The sequence below is a fragment of the Pseudarthrobacter chlorophenolicus A6 genome (assembly GCF_000022025.1).
In the GTDB taxonomy this organism is placed as follows: Bacteria; Actinomycetota; Actinomycetes; order Actinomycetales; family Micrococcaceae; genus Arthrobacter; species Arthrobacter chlorophenolicus.
Genome location: NC_011886.1, coordinates 3,699,355 through 3,718,042, shown reverse-complemented (window position 1 = coordinate 3,718,042; position 18,688 = coordinate 3,699,355). Strand labels below are relative to the sequence as shown.

12 protein-coding genes and 2 pseudogenes are annotated in these 18,688 nt (G+C 63.5%); 5 read left to right on the top strand and 9 right to left on the bottom strand.

Going from position 1 to position 18,688, the window contains the following annotated elements:
* Positions 1-160: 160 nt before the first annotated feature.
* On the bottom strand, positions 161-703 hold the full coding sequence (locus tag ACHL_RS24235; RefSeq protein ID WP_139187390.1) for a hypothetical protein: 543 nt from the start codon (positions 701-703) through the stop codon (positions 161-163).
* Positions 704-881: 178 nt separating this feature from the next.
* Here ACHL_RS24235 and ACHL_RS16820 point away from each other — a divergent pair.
* Positions 882-1,489 (top strand): annotated as a pseudogene (locus tag ACHL_RS16820) (ABC transporter ATP-binding protein); the annotation flags it as partial.
* A 35-nt stretch (positions 1,490-1,524) separates the two neighbouring features.
* Here the strand turns inward: ACHL_RS16820 and ACHL_RS24230 are convergent.
* The 3 genes from ACHL_RS24230 to ACHL_RS16810 form a co-directional block, all read right to left on the bottom strand.
* The gene (locus ACHL_RS24230; protein WP_139187392.1) at positions 1,525-1,707 is read right to left on the bottom strand and encodes a hypothetical protein; all 183 of its coding nucleotides are present in this window, start codon (positions 1,705-1,707) and stop codon (positions 1,525-1,527) included.
* Positions 1,708-1,727: 20 nt separating this feature from the next.
* On the bottom strand, positions 1,728-2,099 hold the full coding sequence (locus ACHL_RS16815) for a hypothetical protein (protein WP_139187394.1): 372 nt from the start codon (positions 2,097-2,099) through the stop codon (positions 1,728-1,730).
* Between the two features lie 247 nt (positions 2,100-2,346).
* Positions 2,347-3,438 (bottom strand): type I restriction endonuclease, encoded by a 1,092-nt coding sequence (locus ACHL_RS16810; protein ID WP_015938502.1) that lies wholly within the window; start codon positions 3,436-3,438, stop codon positions 2,347-2,349.
* 238 nt (positions 3,439-3,676) lie between these two features.
* Here ACHL_RS16810 and metH point away from each other — a divergent pair, with 238 nt between their 5' ends.
* The 3 genes and pseudogenes from metH to ACHL_RS24225 form a co-directional block, all read left to right on the top strand.
* Positions 3,677-7,321 carry a methionine synthase gene (gene metH, locus ACHL_RS16805; RefSeq protein ID WP_015938501.1) on the top strand — a complete coding sequence of 1,215 codons (3,645 nt, stop codon included), beginning with the start codon at positions 3,677-3,679 and terminating at the stop codon, positions 7,319-7,321.
* A 740-nt stretch (positions 7,322-8,061) separates the two neighbouring features.
* Positions 8,062-10,332, top strand: a complete 2,271-nt coding sequence (locus ACHL_RS23865) for a carboxypeptidase-like regulatory domain-containing protein (RefSeq protein WP_157672502.1) — start codon at positions 8,062-8,064, stop codon at positions 10,330-10,332.
* Between the two features lie 16 nt (positions 10,333-10,348).
* Positions 10,349-10,465, top strand: a pseudogene (locus ACHL_RS24225) (vitamin B12 dependent-methionine synthase activation domain-containing protein); the annotation flags it as partial.
* A 12-nt stretch (positions 10,466-10,477) separates the two neighbouring features.
* On the opposite strand, the gene ACHL_RS16795 reads toward ACHL_RS24225, so the two are convergent.
* Positions 10,478-11,302, bottom strand: a complete 825-nt coding sequence (locus tag ACHL_RS16795; RefSeq protein ID WP_015938499.1) for an alpha/beta fold hydrolase — start codon at positions 11,300-11,302, stop codon at positions 10,478-10,480.
* Between the two features lie 206 nt (positions 11,303-11,508).
* On the opposite strand from ACHL_RS16795, the gene ACHL_RS24500 reads away from it, so the two are divergent.
* On the top strand, positions 11,509-11,661 hold the full coding sequence (locus tag ACHL_RS24500) for a hypothetical protein (RefSeq protein ID WP_015938498.1): 153 nt from the start codon (positions 11,509-11,511) through the stop codon (positions 11,659-11,661).
* Between the two features lie 83 nt (positions 11,662-11,744).
* Here the strand turns inward: ACHL_RS24500 and ACHL_RS23860 are convergent, their stop codons facing one another.
* The 4 genes from ACHL_RS23860 to ACHL_RS16775 form a co-directional block, all read right to left on the bottom strand.
* Positions 11,745-12,695, bottom strand: coding sequence for a S1C family serine protease (locus ACHL_RS23860; protein ID WP_244266483.1), 951 nt, complete (start codon positions 12,693-12,695; stop codon positions 11,745-11,747).
* Between the two features lie 445 nt (positions 12,696-13,140).
* Positions 13,141-16,023 carry an ATP-binding cassette domain-containing protein gene (locus ACHL_RS16785; RefSeq protein ID WP_015938496.1) on the bottom strand — a complete coding sequence of 961 codons (2,883 nt, stop codon included), beginning with the start codon at positions 16,021-16,023 and terminating at the stop codon, positions 13,141-13,143.
* Positions 16,020-16,583, bottom strand: coding sequence for a hypothetical protein (locus ACHL_RS16780; protein ID WP_015938495.1), 564 nt, complete (start codon positions 16,581-16,583; stop codon positions 16,020-16,022). Before ACHL_RS16780 ends, ACHL_RS16785 begins: the two co-directional genes overlap by 4 nt.
* A 237-nt stretch (positions 16,584-16,820) precedes the next feature.
* On the bottom strand, positions 16,821-18,674 hold the full coding sequence (locus ACHL_RS16775) for a BCCT family transporter (RefSeq protein WP_139187398.1): 1,854 nt from the start codon (positions 18,672-18,674) through the stop codon (positions 16,821-16,823).
* Positions 18,675-18,688: the final 14 nt, after the last annotated feature.

Here is an 18,688-nt window from a genome sequence, read left to right as displayed (position 1 = left end):
ACCAACACAATTCCGGTAATCAGCCGAAGCGAATCGACGGGCGTCCACGTCAGAAATATGGCGGCCCATACAAGCATGAAAATTCCTGCAACGAGTCCGGCAATTTGTGGTCTAGTATTCATTTTCGCAACTCCTCACGTCTGTAAAGGTCCTTACGCTATTATTCACGACAGACCATTCCAGTAATCCATGAACTCCAAAGCCAATTTGCCATACCCCATCCGCTGTAGAGGCCACCCGTGAAGACCTGCATCACGCCCGTGGCGACCGAAAGCTGACAGCTGATGGACGCGAGAGGTTCCCCTCCATTCTGGAGGTGGGCGACATGTTGGCCGTTGATGTAGACATCGAGCCAGCCTTCGCAAGCGTACGGGTCATTGTTGGTCCAAAGGGCTGATTTTCCGTTCCACCAGATGCAAAAGGAGTAGTACTGACCGGCCACATCATCTGTCCCCGGGGTGTCAGAAGGAGCGGCCTTTTCCGGCCCCAGATGGCTTAGATTCGTTGGACCTGCTGGCGAAGCTTCGGAGCGGACGGATCCGAAAGACGCACCGGCAGGAATAGCGGCCGAAGCCGGAGTCAACGTTCCTAAATGCAGAGCTGCAATGGTCGAGAGGACAATGACAAGTCTTCGGAACTTATCGATTTCATTGAATCCCCCAATTCGTAAATCATCGTCGCCTGTCGGCGCCGACTCAACCAAAGTACATGTGTCATAAGTGCATGACAAATACTGTCAATTACGATGGGCAGTGCGCCGAAGGCTGTGCCGATGACTAAGCCGGGATGATTATCTCGGGTGGCCCGGCGCCGAGTCCTAGCGTCAGTGGCCAGTCGGTTGGGGTCAGCGTCTCCGTTCGGCCTTTGCGCGGCTGGACGTAATTGCTTCCCTGATGATGCGGTTCTACGGGCTGGACGGTGGGCAGATCACGCTGGACGGCGTGGACATCACGACGATGAGCCGGCACGACCTGCGCTCTCGGATGGGGATAGTGCTGCAGGATGCATGGCTGTTCGGCGGGACCATTCGGGACAACATCGCGTTCGGCCGTCCGGGGGCGTCTGAGGCGGAGATCCTGGAGGCGGCGCAGCCGACGTACGTGGACCGGTTCGTGCCCTTACTGCCGGACGGGTACGTTACCGTGCTGGACGACGAGGACTCCAACGTCTCTGCCGGGGAGAAGCAGCTGCTGACGATTGCCCGGGCGTTCCTGGCGAGGCCGTCGGTGTTGATCCTGGATGAGGCGACGTCCTCGGTGGCCACCCGGGCCGAGGTGCTGGTGCAGAAGGCCATGAGCGCGTTGAGGTCCGACCGAACATCCTTCGTGATTGCGCACCGCCTGTCCACCATCCGCTACGCCGACCTCATCCTGGTAATAGAGGCCGGGCAGATTGTGGAGCAAGGCTCGCACGCGTCATTGCTTGCCGCCGGTGGGCGTACGCGCGGTTATACGAGGCACAGTTCGCGGCTTCGGTGGCGGAGGTTTGAGTAGACTTCGTCGGGATCGGTCTGCGCCAGTCGGGTTACTGCCGACCAACGGCATCTGGGTGGACCTCAAAGCCAAAAATGGTCCCTGCGTCACCAAGCGCATGGTTTCGTCCACAGACAGCAATCATCATCCAAAGACGCTCGACGGTGTCGGCGATGCGTTTGTTGATCGACGTGTGCAGATGGTCCCACGGTGCGCTCTTCAAGGGATCTTCCATGGCCGCTGTGTATGCCGCTGCTATATGCCGATCTTTGAGCACAGCGTCCTCCATTCGCTGCCAGTAGACGCTGGGACTTTCCCATGGCTGAGGTGTGTCTCCAAGCGGTCGAGATGGTAAAAGCGCCCGGACTGGCCATATCTACCGAGAGTGTTGATGAGCGGGATGACGACGGCATCAGCCTCAACCTCTGCCAATAGGCCGCGTACGTATAACGTGCTGACGGCCGTTCGCCGCGAAAGCTCTGTCATGACAGATGAGTGCATGTCAGCCAAGTTGTGACCAAAGCCCTTCATCTCGGCTTTGGTGGGCCACGATTGCCTGGTGTCCAGAGATGCAAGCCCGAGCGTGAGCTTGTAGAGCTTTTCGACACCGATTGAAAGCATGGTCAAGATGGGGTCTCGCGTTGTATCTAAGAAAGCGGCCGTACGAACCACGCGCGTTCCATAAGCCAACAAATTCCTGGCAGAACTCATCTCTTCAATGAGCGCGAACGTCTTTTCGGTGTCTAAGTGAGGTAAGGACACCGCTTCACCTTAGCTTTCTGGCGGTCAGGATACCCTCCGGGCCATTCTTTCCCTGGTGTTGGTATCGCCGCAATTGCGACGAGTAGCCGATCGAGATCAGAAGCAACCTCAGTCACAGGTAACTCTTTACCGTCGCGCGCAATGCTTCGGTGTGCTCGTAGATCTCCTCAAGCGAGCTGATGGGAACGCGGGTCTCTTCTTTGTTGTCATCGAATATGCCGATGTACTTCTGGGTCCGGTTGAAGTGCAGGCGCGCGATAGGCTTCCGGTTGTTGTCGTCCAGGAGTACTGCGAAGTAGGACTTTGCGTCGCGCTGCGCTACGCGGACAGGCTTCACCTCGCTGCAGACGATCGCGCGTACGATCTGGTAGCCCTCGATTTCCTCAAGTGTTGTTTCCAGCGCGTCGACCTCCGCAAGATCCGCTTCGGCAACCGGCGTGCTGGTAACAGCGGTGGGGATGGTTGCCTCCTCGGTCTGCGGAAACCCGGGGTTGCCAAGAGCTTTCTTCAGACGTTCGTTGACCTGGTCATTAAGGAATTGCTTAGTCGCTTTGGAAACCAAGGTGGTGAACTGCTCCCGAACCTTTTGCGTGTAAGGACCGGTGTAGACCCTTGTGGTCAGGAACTTGACCCACTCATCCTCTGGTTCCTTGAACTGCGCTGCGAGCGTTCGCTTAAGTTCGCCGATGTATTTCAGTTCTCCGGCAGCACTGATAATCGAATCCAGATCGAAGACGTCTTTGGACAGTTTTTGGAGTTCAGGGATCAGCGACTGGTCGATGTCGTTCAGATCCAGGACGAGGAACGGCTTGGCATCCATGCGGTTCGGAGCGTCCAAGTCAGTGAAGAACTGGTAAACCTCTCCATTCGTCAGGATCGCAATGCGAGCATTGGTCACCGCGAAGTAGCGGAAAAGCTGTGAAGCATGCTCGATTTTCACGGGCTCAGTCGACTTCTTGCACTCGATCAGGATCTGAACTTCGCCGTCCTTGACGATGGCATAGTCGATCTTCTCGCCCTTCTTCAGCCCCACGTCCGCAATGAACTCAGGTACGACCTCCATAGGGTTGAAGACGTCGTAGCCAAGGATCGTCGAGATAAAAGGCATGACGAAGGCGTTCTTCGTTGCCTCTTCTGTTTGGATCACACCCCGCTGCTGCCGCACCTTTGCCGCCAGAGCCGAAAGCTTTTCCGCGAATTCCATTCTTACCCCCAGTAAGGCCGCTATAACTGGTCACGTCTACGTGCCAGATGCAATTTCAAGCTGTGAAGCAAAAACCTACATGTGATCAGCGACTTTTACACGCAACTCGCTATGGGCATTTGGACGCTGACCCTTCCCGGCTGCCCGACTCGTCCGAGGAGCAGACCGCAAGGAGGCCCCCGCCGTAGTACACAGACATACAGCGAAACGTGTCAGCCCCCACACGTAACCTGTTGAGATGCCCCGTTTTGCTCTTGATATAGAGTCCGTCGCCCGGCCCGTGCGCGCGCAGGCGCTCCTGGACGCGGTCAACCACCGGGTCGTCATTGCGGACGGCGCCATGGGCACCATGCTGCAGGGCCGGGACCTGTCCCTCGAGACGGATTTCCAGAATCTGGAGGGCTGCAACGAGATCCTCAACGACACCCGGCCGGACGTCATCGCGGACATCCACGACGCCTACTTCGCCACCGGCATTGACGCCGTGGAAACCAACACCTTCGGCGCCAACTGGTCCAACCTCTCGGACTACGGCATCGATGACCGCATCGAAGAACTGGCAAACAAGGGCGCCAGGATCGCCCGCCAACGCGCCGAAGCCGCCGAAGAAACAGACGGCCGCATGCGCTGGGTCCTCGGCTCCATGGGCCCAGGCACCAAGCTCCCCAGCCTCGGCCACACCACTTACGACCACCTCAAGCAGACCTTCGCCCTGCAGGCAGAGGGCCTGATCGACGGCGGCGCGGACGCGTTCCTCATCGAAACCAGCCAGGACCTCCTGCAGACCAAGGCCGCAGTCAACGGCTGCAGGCAGGCCATCGTCTCCAAGGGAATCCGCCTCCCCATCTTCGTGGAGGTGACGGTTGAAACCACCGGAACCATGCTCATGGGCTCCGAAATCGGCGCCGCGCTCACCGCCTTGGAACCGCTCGGCGTCGACGCCATCGGCCTGAACTGCGCCACCGGCCCGGACGAGATGAGCGAACACCTCCGCCACCTCTCCAAGCAGTCCACGGTCGCCATCGCCTGCATGCCAAACGCCGGCCTGCCCGTCCTCGGCCCCAACGGCGCGCACTACCCGCTCTCGCCCGCCGAACTCGCCACCGCGCACGAACAGTTCGTCCGCGAATTCGGCCTGGGCCTGGTGGGCGGCTGCTGCGGTACGACGCCGGAGCACCTGGCCGCCGTCGTCGAACGTCTAGCGCCCTTCCGCGCCAAGGCCGTGGAGACCGAAGACAAAACAGCACCGGCACGAATTCCCACCGAGCGCGAAGCCGGCATCGCCTCCCTCTACCACCACGTGAACTTCGACCAGGAGTCCGCCTACCTGGCCATCGGCGAGCGCACCAACGCCAACGGCTCCAAGGCCTTCCGCCAGGCAATGCTCGAGGAGCGCTGGGACGACTGCGTGGACATCGCCCGCGAGCAGGTCCGCGTGGGCGCGCACCTGCTGGATGTCTGCATCGATTACGTGGGGCGCGACGGCGTCGCGGACATCAAGGAGATCGTCTCCCGGTTCGCGTCGGCCTCCACCCTCCCGCTTGTCATCGACTCCACGGAACCGCCCGTCCTGCAGGCCGGACTCGAGCTCATCGGCGGCCGCCCAGTGGTCAACTCCGTCAACTACGAAGACGGCGACGGCCCCACCAGCCGCTTCGCCCGCATCATGCCGCTGGTCAAGGAACACGGCACCGCCGTGATCGCCCTGACCATCGACGAACAGGGCCAGGCCCGCACCACCGACGGCAAGGTCGCCATCGCCTCCCGCCTGGTCGACTCCCTGGTAAACGACTGGGGCATGCGCGTCGAGGACATCATCGTGGACGCCCTCACCTTCCCCGTAGCCACGGGCCAGGAAGAAACCCGCCGCGACGGCATCGAAACCATCGAGGCCATCCGCCAGATCACCACCAAGTACCCCGGCATCAACACCACCCTCGGCGTCTCCAACGTCTCCTTCGGACTGAACCCGGCCGCGCGCATGGTGCTCAACTCCGTGTTCCTGCACGAAGCCGTCCAGGCCGGCCTCACCAGCGGCATCATCGACGCCGCCAAGATCGTCCCGCTCGCCTCCCTCCCGGAGGAGCAGCGCAAGGTGGCCCTGGACCTCGTCTACGACCGCCGCGAGTACGACGCCGACGGGAACGTCACCTACGATCCGCTGGCTATCATGCTGGACCTGTTCGCCGGCGTCGACACCGCAGCGCTGAAGGACCAGCGCGCCGCGGAACTCGCCGCCCTGCCCACCGGCGAACGCCTGCAGCGCCGCATCATCGACGGCGAAGGCAAGGGCCTCGAAGCGGACCTGGACCTGGCCCGCAGCGAAGGCATGAGCCCGCTTTCCATCATCAACGACCAGCTCCTCGAGGGCATGAAGGTGGTGGGCGAACGCTTCGGCGCCGGCGAGATGCAGCTGCCGTTCGTGCTGCAGTCCGCCGAGGTGATGAAGAACGCCGTGGCCCTGCTGGAGCCGCACATGGAGAAGTCGGACTCCTCCGGCAAGGGCACCATGGTGATCGCCACCGTCCGCGGCGACGTGCACGATATCGGCAAGAACCTGGTGGACATCATCCTCACCAACAACGGCTACAACGTCATCAACATCGGCATCAAGCAGGGCATCGCCGAGATCATCGCCGCCGCCGAGGAGCACGACGCCGACGTGATCGGCATGTCCGGCCTGCTGGTGAAATCCACCGTGGTGATGAAGGACAACCTGGCCGAGCTGCAGTCCCGCGGCCTGGCGAAGAAGTGGCCCGTCATCCTGGGCGGCGCCGCCCTCACCCGCGCCTACGTGGAGCAGGACCTCGCTGAGCAGTTCGAGGGCACCGTCCGCTACGCCAAGGACGCCTTCGAAGGCCTGGCCCTGATGGAACCGCTGGTCCGCGTGGCCCGCGGCGAGGACCCTAACTCCGTGGGCCTGCCGCCGCTGAAGAAGCGCATCCACCGCAGCGGCCCCACCTTCACCGTGACCGAGCCCGAGGCAATGCCCGGCCGGTCCGACGTCGTCGCTGACAACGCGGTGCCCGCGCCGCCGTTCTGGGGCACCCGCATTGTGCGCGGCGTAGCACTGAACGACTACGCCAGCTTCCTCGACGAACGCGCCACCTTCATGGGCCAGTGGGGCCTCAAGCCCGGCCGCGGCGAGGACGGCGCCTCCTACGAGGAACTGGTGGAACGCGAAGGCCGGCCGCGCCTGCGCTACTGGCTGGACCGCATCCTCGGCGAGGGCATGCTGGACGCCTCCGTGGCGTACGGGTACTTCCCGGTTGTCACCGAAGGCGAGGACGTGGTGGTGCTGCACCACGGCGAAGACCGCGACGGCGTCCTGGGCGCCGCGGGCCTGCTCGCCCCGGACGGCGGTTCAGGCGGTTCGATCGGCACCGAGCGCCTGCGCTTCAGCTTTCCGCGCCAGCGCCGCGACCGGCACCTCTGCCTGGCCGACTTTGTGCGGTCCCGCGAGTCGGGCCAGATCGACGTGCTGCCGGTGCAGCTGGTCACCGCCGGCTCGAAGATCGAGGAGTTCACCTCCAAGATGTTCGCCGCCAACCAGTACCGCGACTACTACGAGCTCAACGGCCTGGTCATGCAGCTCACCGAATCCCTGGCCGAGTTCTGGCACTCCCGGATCCGCAAGGAGCTGGGCTTCGCCGCCGAAGAACCCAAGGACAAGGCCGGCCTGTTCAAGCTGGACTACCGCGGTGCCCGGTTCTCGCTGGGCTACCCCGCCTGCCCGGATATGGAGGACCGCCGCAAGGTGGTGGAGCTGCTCAAGCCCGAGCGCATGGGCGTGATCCTCAGCGACGAACTGATGCTCCACCCCGAGCAGTCCACCGACGCGTTCGTGTTCCACCACCCGGAGGCCAAGTACTTCAAGGTGTGAGTTGCGGGTGTACCACGCACTTTGAGGGCCGAGGAGCTGAACCCGGATGAACGGGTTTTCGGCCGACGTGTTAGTTGCCTGAGACATCTGCCCAGCTCAGAGAGGGCTCAAGGAAGACGTATCTGACTGATTTGTCCGGATACGGATTCGTGTGCGATTCAGCGGGTAAGCGCTCGAGCGTTGACGCCGGCTATATGCTTTCCGGAGATACAGGGGGACATCTGGCCTTCTGCCGTTGTCGAGTCACAAGCGGAGGGCATTAGATCGTCATGGGAATTTTACGATTGCGGGCAGTAGGCATCTTCTCCTCACTGGCCGTTCTGCTCGCCGCACTTCTGGTTCCAGTGACAGCCGGTCCCGCGATGGCTGCAGACACCGCATCCATTTCCGGCGTTATCACTGCTCCTGAAGGCGAGGATGCCACCAGGATTTCCGTAACCGTGAACGTGTGCGGTTCCGGATCGTGCGTTGTAAGGACGCACGGGGCCCTTCTTGGCGGGTCATATTCGTTTACCGCACTTCCAGCCGGCCGTTACAGCCTCAGCATAGGCTTTGGAGCTGCGAGCGATTCAAACTTTCGGCCCCAGCATCATGCGGGTTCACTGAGCGAGGGGCAAGCGGCAACAATCGACGCGGTCTTGGCCCCCGGGGCCGTTGTTTCCGGAAAAGCAATCCTCCCGGCGGGAATGATGACGTCCGACGTCAAAGTTAGTGCGGGGGGCCGAGACACGCAGTTGGGATTGGATGGCGGATACAGGCTGGCGGGTATCGCGCCTGGGGACGTTACTGTTGAGTTTTCCGGCAGGTCCGGGGCCAGGATGCCCTCGACGTTCTATCCAGGAGTGCCAGACTCCTGGTCGGCCCAGCGCATACAGTTAAGAGCAGGCCAGGAAAAGAAGCTCGATGACGTGACGCTGGTTGCGGGCGGATTCATCGCAGGAGAGGCGCCGGTCGAAGCCGGGTCATGGCCGCTGCATGGCATGGTCTGTGCGACGCCATGGGGCAGTCCTGCTGATTTCAACAGGGCTGCCGCTTCACGGCAGTGCGTCACGGGCAACCCCTCTGGCAACAACTCCTACGTTATTGGTCCGTTGTGGCCGGGCGACTATCGCGTTGGTTTCTCGGGCTCCGGGGGCAGGACGAATGGCCGAGACGGTGTGACCTACGGGAATCAATGGTTCAACGCCGCATCCGTTCCGGCGTCGGCGTCCAGAGTCACGGTGGCAAACGGTCAGGTGGTATCAGGGATTGATGCATTACTGACAGCAGGAGGCTCGATTACCGGCAAAGTCCTGACATCATCAGGCGTCGCGTCGACAACCACGAGCATTCAGGTGCTGGACGCTCAGGGTTACCAGGTCGGGCAAGATTTTCCCCTAGCGGATTCCGGCGGAAAGTTTAAGGTTTCCGGGCTGGCGCCCGGCACCTACCGGGTTGCCTTCAACCGCGTTGATGGGTCGGCAACGGACGAAGCCCAGTTCTACGGGAGCGTGCATGAGTCCGCCGGGCTCGCGGCGGCCGCGACGGTGTCCGTGGCAGCGGATCAGACCACACAGCTGAACGACGCACAACTGATCTCCGGTGGGGTGCTTACCGGCAAGGTACTCGGCCCTGATGGCTTCCCGCTGACGGACACATTGGTAGAGGCATTCACCGACGACGGCTTCCTGGTCACGCGCTCCGCTTCCACGGACGAGTCAGGTCGGTTCAGTATCGGTGGCTTATCTTCAGGTTCATACAAGCTGAAAGTTAACGCGGATGCCAAGGTGCCCGGTATCGGCACGTTGTATTCGGGGAACGCGACTGAAACGACGAATGCGGCGCTATTGCAGTCGACGGTGGGTGAGTCGAAAGACGTAGGCGTCCTCACTTATTCTCCGGTCGCCGCGTCAGGGGGGCCTGGAAGTTCAGTGCCGATCATCCCATCCAGGTTCCTGGACACGCGTTCCGCCTCGGGGCCTGTCGTAGCAGGGGGTACGGTTTCATTCCAGGCCGGCGGCGTGAACGGCGTGCCCCTTGATGCCTCCGCTGTGGTCGTCAACCTTACTGCCACCGAGACGAAGTCCGACGGGTTCCTTACCGCCTATGCCTCCGGCGGACCGAAACCGAATGCCTCGAACGTGAACTTCGGTCGAGGTCAGACGGTGCCGAACCTGGCCGTCGTGCCGCTCGGTGCCGACGGGAAGGTCACGATCGCGAACACTTCATCCGGTACTACGCAAGTGATCGCTGACGTCGCTGCGTACTTCAAAGGTGGAACTCCGACGGCGGTAGGAGCATTCGGGGCCAAACCACCGACCCGGTTCCTGGACACCCGGACATCCTCGGGTCCGGTCCCTGCTGGCGGAACCATCTCGTTGCAGATCGGCGGGGTAAACGGAATCCCGTCCAACGCCTCCGCGGCTGTCGTAAACCTCACCGTCACGGAGGCAAAGTCCGCGGGGTTCTTGACTGCCTATGCCTCCGGCAAGGCGAAACCGAACGCCTCAAACGTGAACTTCGGTCCGGGCCAGACGGTACCAAACCTGGCCGTCGTACCGCTCGGTCCCGATGGGAAAGTCACGATCGCGAACACTTCATCCGGTACCACACAGGTGGTCGCCGACGTCTCCGGGTACTTCCTGCCCGGGATGCCACTTGACGCAGGAGCCTTCGGAAGTATCACGCCGACCCGGTTCCTGGACACGAGGACTTCGTCCGGGCCGGTGAAGGCCGGAGGCACAATCTCATTCCAGGCCGCGGGAATAAACGGCGTCCCCGAAAACGCTGCGGGTGTGTGGGTCAACCTGACTGTCACGGAACCGACGTCGTTTGGATACCTCACCGGATACGCCTCCCGATCCGCGAAACCGAACGCCTCCAACGTGAACTACGGCGCCGGGCAAACGGTGCCCAACCTGACCTATCTACCCATAGGTCGCGATGGCAAAGTCACGGTCGCCAACACCGAGTCCGGCCCGGGGTCAACCGTTCAAATAGTCGCCGACGTGTCAGGCTACACGCTCCGATAGGCGATTTGTTTAAGGACTCCTCAAGCCGGAGCGGATGGGCATGGACCTCAGCGACGAGCTGATGCTGCACCCGGAGCAGTCCACCGACGCGTTCGTGTTCCACCACCCGGAGGCCAAGTACTTCAAGGTATGACCGCAGCGGCTGTCATGAGCGGGTGTCGAGGTACTGCAGAATCGCCCGGGCCGTTTCCTCCGGAGCGCTGACGTGGGGGCAGTGCCCGGTGGCCTGAAGCTGCACCAGGGTGCTGTGTTCCAGATTCTTGTGCAGGTAGGCGCCCACTTCCGGCGGGGCAAGCCGATCGTCGGAGCACTGCAGAATCAGGCAGCTGGTGCGCACCTTTGTCAGTTCAGGCCGGGTATCGGAGAAAAAGGTTACCCCGGCGAAATGCCGTGCGATGGTCGGATCTGTCCGGCAGAAGCTGGCCCGCAGGTCCTCCGCCAATTCCGGCTCCTGCGGGTTGCCCATGACCATGGGTGCCAAGGCTGCGGCCCAGGCGAAATAGTTGCTGTCCAGGGATGCCAGCAGGCCCTCTATGTCTTCCCGCGAGAACCCGCCCACGTAACCGTCGTAAGGGTCATCCGTATGGCGGGGTGAAGGAGCAAGCAGGACCAGGTGGGAGAAACGGTGGGGGTCCTGCACTGCGGCGGACACGGCAATCATCGTGCCGACACTGTGGCCCACCAGGATGACGTCCTCCAGTTCGAGGGCGGCGCAGATCTCCAGCAGGTCCGACGCGTACCCGTTGAGGGACCCGTACTTCTCCCAGTCATAGGCGCTGATATCAGAGTGTCCTGCGCCCACATGGTCGAAAAGCACCAGCCGGTAATCATCAGCGAAATAGGGCAGCAGCTTCCGCCACATCGCCTGATCACAGCCAAAACCGTGGGCAAACATCATCACGGGCCCATCATCCCGCCCGGATATGGTCACGTTGTTCCGGCCGATTACCGCGGCAACTGCTTCGATCACATTCTCACTGACCCTCCGTCGGGTGGCGTCCAATCCCAGACTATCCACGGGAAACAACGAATCCCTAGGATCCTCCCACTATGACCTTCAAGGGGGTGTCGATCCAACCCATTACGTACTGACGCGGTCCAACCACCCGGAGGCCAAGTACTTCAAGGTGTGAGTTGGTGCCCGTTTCCGCTGCTCAGAGGGCCTAAGCTTCCCGTATGGGAATTATCATCACATTGCTTATTATCTGGCTCGTCCTCTCCGTCCTCGGATTCGTGGTGAAGGGACTGCTGTGGCTGGCCATCATTGGCCTGGTCCTTTTCGTCGCCACGGCCGTCTGGGGCTGGCTGAAACGTAAAACTCACGCCTGACACTTATCAGGGCTAAAGAAAAGCGGACGACGGCGGGTGCCCACCCGCCGTCGTCCGCTTTTTTGTGCGCGCTGCAGCGTCGCCTAGTTGCAGGGTTGGGGCTTGCCGTGAGGCAAGGAAGTTCCGGCTATGCGCCAAGCTGCTCCGTCCCACACGATGGTGTAGGTGATTCGCCAATTGGAACAGGTTTGTCCATCGACTCCATGTCCGGCGTCCTGTCGTGTCTGCAAAAGAACGTTGGCTTCCAGGGAATCTCCTGCCCCTGTCACGTTGACTACCTCGAGCTTCGTCCAGTAGGACGAGCCGAGTCCTTCACTCCACTTTGCCTCGCCACCGAAACTTGCCCCCAACTCCGGTGTGAACTGTTTGAAAGCTGCAGAGTAAGCGCCGCGGTTGATGCCTTGGCCGTGCAGTAACAAGGCCTGGCCGATGTTGTTTGCCTGGTCATGGTTCGAGCTGACTTTCATGGGGAATATCCCGGAATTTGGCGCGGGGGCCTCCCCGCAATCAACGGGTGCCATCGGTACTCCCCGTTTTTGCCATTCTGATACCGCTTCAGTAACTCTCGGTGCGGTGACTGCGTAGGCCATGCCTTCCGAGTCCTTCCGGGTTGCGCTGACTACTCCGGTGACTTTCCCTTCCAGGTTGAGCAGAGGTCCACCGCTGTTTCCTGGATTGATTGCGGTGTCAGTTTGCAGCATGTTGCCGATAACTCCGCTCCCGAAGTTGATATCGCGGTTCAGCCCGCTTACAACACCCCTGGTAAGGGTTAACGACTCTCTCTGAGGAAAGCCGAGTGCGGCAACTTCGGTTCCAATTGGTGGCTCCGAGGATTGAAACTGGAACTGATGGCCTGCCGCTTTAGACTCCAGGCGAACTAGTGCCAGGTCTGCAAGTTCATTGAACCCCAAGATCTCGCCGCCCACCGAGGTGCCGCCAAAGTCGATGCTGATAGCTGCAGCATCGTCAACCACGTGGGCCGCAGTGACCACAAGATCGGGAGCGACCAGAAAGCCGGTGCCGGTGGAGTTCACGGCGCAGCCTGTGACGCTCAGTTGTCCCACCCCGGACTGCACTTCGGCCACTACTTCCGGCCAGGATGCCGGCGCCGCGCGCTCCGATGACGTGGGCAGTGCAGTCGTCGCCGAGGGACTGGGGGCGGTGCTGGTTGGTGAGGGTTGTTGCGTCATCGTGGCGGATGTTGTTGGTGAACTGTCCCGAGGCGGTGACGCGACAGGCGCGGTACATCCGGCGAGCAACAGCGCGGACAGGGAAACAGCAGTGATATTTGGAAGAATTGCCGGGGCTAGAAGCTTTCTGGTCTTCATTGAATTTGGTCCTAACTCTCGGCCTGCAGCCGCGGAAGACGACTACCTAAAAGCTAATCCGCGAAAAGAACAATTTCCGTAGCAAGAACCCCCTATTTTGCTGGAGCGCAAATAGGGGGTTTTGTTTGACGGCTATGAGCTCAGTAAAACCCTAGGACGTGAGCTGGTGGTGGGTCCCATTCGAGGATGACTCAGGTGACTGGACCTCTCCCGTGCGGTCTTTCAAAATCCCGCCGGAGACCGGCTTCACCCGGCGCAGCGCGGCGAGGATCGCCCGGCCCACCACGATGATTCCGACGACGGTGGTGACGGCCCGAAGCGTGTCCCACCCGGCTGTCGAGGTCAGCAGTGAGTACAGCAGGAAGCTGCTGAGGTTCGTAGTTAGCGGGGCGCCCGGTTCGTAGGAGATGCCCGTGCCGGCGCCCACCGCGAACGGCCAGAACCACAGGTTGGTCAGCAGTCCGAAAAGGTACGACGCCACAATCCCGTAGCCGCACAGCATCCACAGCTCGGCCTTCCCGCGCACCCCCTTGGGGAGCAGCCCGGCCCCGGCGCCCACCCACGCACACGCGAAAACCTGGAACGGCGTCCACGGTCCGACCCCGCCCCACAGCGCACTCGACAGCGCGATGGTCGCAGCCCCCAGCAGGAGGCCAAACCGTGCGCCGAATGCCCGGCCGGCCAGGACCAGCAGGATGAACACGGCCTCCACGCCGCCGACGCCGGTGCTCGCCACCCGCACCGCCGACCCCACGGCCGCGAGGACGCCGAGCAGCGCCACAGTATGCGCCGAACGCACAGAACCATCCAGCAGAACAACGACGGCGACAGCCGCCAGGGGTGCGATGGCCAGCGCCGCGTAGGGGAGGGCAGCGGCGGCATCCGACGGGAGGGCCGCTGCCAGCAAAGGCCAGCAGAAAGCGCCGAGTGCCAGCAGGTTCGCAGCTGCCAACACGGCGAGCTCGACCGGCCGCGGCATCCGGAGGCGGTGCGGCTTCTGCCGGGCCGGAACGTCCGGGAGCCTGTCGAGGAAGCGGGGAACCGTGAGCGGCTGGGCCGTGGTGGCAGGGACAGCTGCCAGGGACCCTGCCTGAGTTGCCGGTTCAGTCGCGGGCGCCACGCCGTCCCGCATCGGCAGGATCCGGGCACCAAGGCGGTGGGCGAAAGCATGGTCGTGCGTGGCGATCAGGACGGTTGCGCCATCCTCCACCGCAGCACGCAACGCGGCCGCCACCGCCGAACGGGCCGCCGGGTCGAGCCCGCGGGTGGGCTCGTCGATCAGGAGGACCTGTGGCCGGTTCAGGGTCTGCAGCGCGATTGCGAGGATCCGGCGTTCACCGGCGGAGAGGTCCCGGGGATGCTCGTGCCCGATCGGCATGCCGGCATTCCCGCGCAACCGGGCAAGATGTTCCGCGGCCAAGCCAACCGGCAGCGGTGCCGCATTCTTCCGGCGTGCAAGGCGCCGCTCGGCAGCCCTAAGTTCGCCGGCCACGGTGTCCATGGTGAAGAGATCGTCCGAGGCGTCCGGCACCAAGGCAACCCTGCCGCCGTCGCCCGCTCCCACCCCGATGGTTCCCGTGTCCGCCTTTCCCCGGCCGCCTTTAGCTTCCTTGAGCGCCAGAGCCACCAGGACCGACGACTTCCCGGCGCCGTTCGGCCCCACCAGGGCCACCACTTCACCGCGGTGCAGGGTGAGCGAGGCGTCCCGCACCAACGGCTTTCCGTCGCGGTAGACAGAAAGGTTCGAGGCGGTCAGTACGGTCGCGGAGCCAGCTGGAACGTTCGACGGCGGCCCGGCAGTTGGGCGCGAGGCAGCAGCCGCCGGAGCGGTCCCCGGTACCAGTGCGCTGTCGCGGACGGCCCACCACGAATCGGCGATGGGGACCAGGGCCTCGGCCCGGTGCTCTGCCACGATCACGCAGACGCCGGCGTCGCGGGCCAGGGCGTGGAGCACGGCGATGACGCGGGCCCGTGCCGTGGTGTCCAGGTCGGCCAGAGGCTCGTCCACCAGGAGCAGCGCCGGCTGTTCCACCACCGCGGCGGCGATGGCCACCAGCGTTGCCTCACCCGCCGATAGGGTGCTGATGGTCCGGTCCAGCAATGCCGAAACGCCGATGCGGTCCGCCACCTCCTGAACGCGGGCCTTGGAATCGGCCGCTGAAACGCCCCGCAGGTCAAGGGCCAGCGCAATCTCATCCCGGACCCGGGTGGTTGCGAACGCGGCACGGGGGTTTTGCAGGACGACGCCGACCACGCGAGCTGTCTCCCGCGGCGGCGTCGATACCCGGTCCAGCCCGCCAACGCGCACCGCCCCGGCCACCTCACCGCCGTCAACATGCGAAAGGAGCCCGGCGATGCCCCGCAGGATGGTGGACTTGCCGGAGCCAGTGGGCCCAGTCAGCACCGACACCGTCCCGGGCGACGGCGCGAAGTCGGCGACGCGGAGCTGCGTCCCGCCAATGCGGAACCTGGCGCCGCGCACCTGAAGCGGGCCGCCGTCGTCGTCAACGGAAACGGGCGTGCCACGGCTGCCGAAGCCGCGAAGCTCCAGGGCGGCGGCAACCCTGCCGGCGTGCTCCAGCGTCCGCTCCAGGATGGGCACCAGGGCGCGCGGACCAAACCGTTCGCCCCGCAACCGGAATGTCAGGCGCACAGAAGTGACGGCGTCGGCAAGCGCCGGGAGGGCCGACCATGCCACCACCAGCATCCGGGCGATGCCCTGCAGGGGGCCGCGGCGGGCCAGGTGCACGAAGCCGCGGGCCACATCCACCCAGGCGTTCAGCAGGCCGAACGCGAGGATGGTCGCGGCAATCGGGAGGGCCGACAGAATTGCCGCCCACACCCCCGGGGCCGAGACCGGGCCGAGGAGGACCACATGGGCATAGGGCGCCGGCAGCCGCAGCGGGGGCAGGTCGAGCAGGAGTGGCGCACCGAGGCCCGCGCCGTTGAAGAGAACGCGGTAGATGACCCGCACCGCGATGAACACAACGGCGAGAACCGCCGCTGCGCGCAACGGCGCGGGCCGGAAGGTCATGCCGCGGGCGCTGCCGGTTCGTTGTCCACCGTGTACAGCAGTTCAAGGCTCTCGCCCGGGTTGAGCTTCAGGCTGTCCAGGCCTTCCTGCGCGTACGCCCATTCGCCGCCGGCGGGCTTAACCCAGAGGGCCCAGTAGGAGACGGTGTTTTTGTCATCGCAAGCTTCGCGGGTGGTGCCGCCCTTGTGCTTGATGTCGAAGTCCGCAGCGGGCACGCCGTTGACGCGGCACGCGAAGCTTGTGGGGTACTTGGCGGTGCCTTCGATCTTCACGTCAGCTTTGCCCAGCACTTCCGATGCCAGGGTGGGTCCGCCCGCGTCCACGCAGGCGGAAGTATCGGCGGCGGCCTGGTCCAGCGAACCGGAGTCGACGATGACCTTCACGCCTTCGCAGGCGCCATCATCGGCGCTTGCCGAAGCGCTGGCCGACGCGCTCGCGGACGAGGCCGGGGCAGAGGAGGAAGGCGTGGCGGCCGGCGTGGAACAGGCGGCGAGGGCCAGCAGGAGACCGGCGGCGGCGAGCGAGCTGGCGGCGGCGGTGCGGATCTTGGTCAAAGTCACGTGTCAAGGGTAGGGCGTTGCCCGTCCGGATACAGGTGCCGTCACCTTGTGTGACGCAAGGTTCCGGGCCTGGGACTATCCCGCCATCAATGCCCTGGATTTACTGTCCGGCCTTGGAACTGCTGAGGAGGTCCTCGTTGACCCATTGGGCCCCACGCACCAAAAAGGAAGCGTACGACGCCGGGTGGGCACCCGCCGTCGTACGCTTTCCTTTCCTGTTTGCTTGCCGAGGTCCGGCTAGGGTTTGCGGCGCCCTGCGGCGGGTTCGCCGGCCGGTGCATCGGTTGCGGAAGCCTCTGTGGCCGCCCGCTCGCTCAGCTGGGCCTCCACTGCTTCGCTGATCTGGTCCTGGACCTGGTCTGCCAGGTGCTCCTGGTAGTGCTCCTGGACCGAGTCGGCCATGGTCTCCTGCACATGCTCGGTGACGTGTTCGGTCACGTGGGCGGTCATCTGGTCGCGGCCTAACTTCCGCTGCGCACGCATCAGGGTGGCGTGCTCCAGGTGGAAGGCCTTGGCCGTGGAGATGCACATGAGGATGATGACCACACTGAACGGCACCGCCGTCAGGATCGCCGCGGTCTGGATGGCCTGCAGGCCGTTCGCCAGGAGCAGGGCAATGGCAACAGCCGCAGACGCCAGCGCCCAGAAAATGCGCAACCAGTTTTTGGGCTCTACATCGCCACCCGTGGAAATCATGCCCATTACCAGGGCCCCGGAGTCTGCTGAGGTGATGAAGAAGATGGCAATCAGCAGGATGGCGCCAACAGTGAGGATGGTTCCGCCGGGGAGGCTGCCCAACAGGTTGAACAATGCTCCCTCGGTGTCCACCGTGCCGTCATCGCTGATCAGGCCGCCGGAGCCGAAGAGTTCGCGGTGGATCGCCGCTCCGCCCAGCACGGAGAACCACAGGAAGCCCACTGTTGTTGGTACCAGCAGGACGCCGGCCACGAACTGCCGGACCGTGCGGCCCTTCGAGATGCGGGCGATGAAGATGCCCACGAACGGGGCCCAGGAGATCCACCAGCCCCAGTAGAAGGTGGTCCAGGCGGCCTGCCAGGCTTCACCTTCGGCGCCGGAAAAGGCCAAGGTGTTGAAGGTCAGGCCAACCACGTTCTGCAGGTAGTGCCCGATGGACTGGACGAACTCACGCAGCAGGAACAGCGTGGGGCCGGTGAACAGCACCACCAGCATCAGCAGCCCGGCCAGGATCAGGTTGGTGTTGGACAGCCACTTCATGCCCTTGCCCACGCCGGACACCACCGAAACGATGGTCAGGGTGATGATGCAGAGGATCAGGCCGATCTGCGTCATGGTGGTGGCCTGGACGATGTTGGCCTGTTCCAGGCCGGACGAGATCTGCAGCACCCCGAGGCCCAGGGACGTGGCCACGCCGAACAGGGTTCCCACCAGGGCCACCACGTCAATGAGGTTGCCCCAGGCGCCGGCAACCCGCCGCCGGCCCAGCAGGGGTTCAAGTGTCCAGCGGATGGAGATGGGGCGGTTCCGCCGGTGCACCGCGTACGCGATGGACACGCCCACCACCACGTAGATGGCCCAGGCGTGCAGGCCCCAGTGCAGATAAGTCTGCGTCATGGCCTGCTGCGCGAGCACGAGCGGCGAACCCTCCAGGCCCGGACGTGGAGCGGCGAAGTGGTTCAGCGGCTCTGCCACCCCGAAGAAGACGAGGCCGATGCCCATCCCTGCAGCGAACAGGAGCGCGAACCAGGACATCACCGAGAACTCGGGTTCGTCCTCGTCCTTGCCCAGCTTGATGTCGCCGTAACGGCTCAGGCCGATCCACAGGGCAAACGCCACGAACACGGCAATGGCCGCCACGTAGTACCAGCCAAACCACTTGATGACGTTGCCCTGGATGCTGCCGAACAGATCCGTGGCCGCTGCCGGGAAGATCGTGGCGAACAGGACAAACAGGAAGATAATGCCTGCTGCGGGCCAGAAGACCCATGGCGTGACCCTGTGGTTGGCGGCCCCGGGTGGCCGCCCCGCGCCTTTCCCGTCCGGCTCGTTCACGGCCTCGGGCGGCTGCCCTGGTGGTTTGCTGATGGTCCTTGTGCCTGGTGTGGCGGACATGTCCCCAATTTCCC

Coding starts and splice junctions, on each gene's coding strand:
- ACHL_RS16810 (WP_015938502.1), bottom strand. CDS start 3,438: ATGGAATTCGCGGAAAAGCTTTCGGCTCTGGCGGCAAAGGTGCGGCAG.
- metH (WP_015938501.1), top strand. CDS start 3,677: ATGCCCCGTTTTGCTCTTGATATAGAGTCCGTCGCCCGGCCCGTGCGC.
- ACHL_RS24230 (WP_139187392.1), bottom strand. CDS start 1,707: ATGGAAGATCCCTTGAAGAGCGCACCGTGGGACCATCTGCACACGTCG.
- ACHL_RS16775 (WP_139187398.1), bottom strand. CDS start 18,674: ATGTCCGCCACACCAGGCACAAGGACCATCAGCAAACCACCAGGGCAG.
- ACHL_RS16785 (WP_015938496.1), bottom strand. CDS start 16,023: ATGACCTTCCGGCCCGCGCCGTTGCGCGCAGCGGCGGTTCTCGCCGTT.
- ACHL_RS24500 (WP_015938498.1), top strand. CDS start 11,509: ATGGGAATTATCATCACATTGCTTATTATCTGGCTCGTCCTCTCCGTC.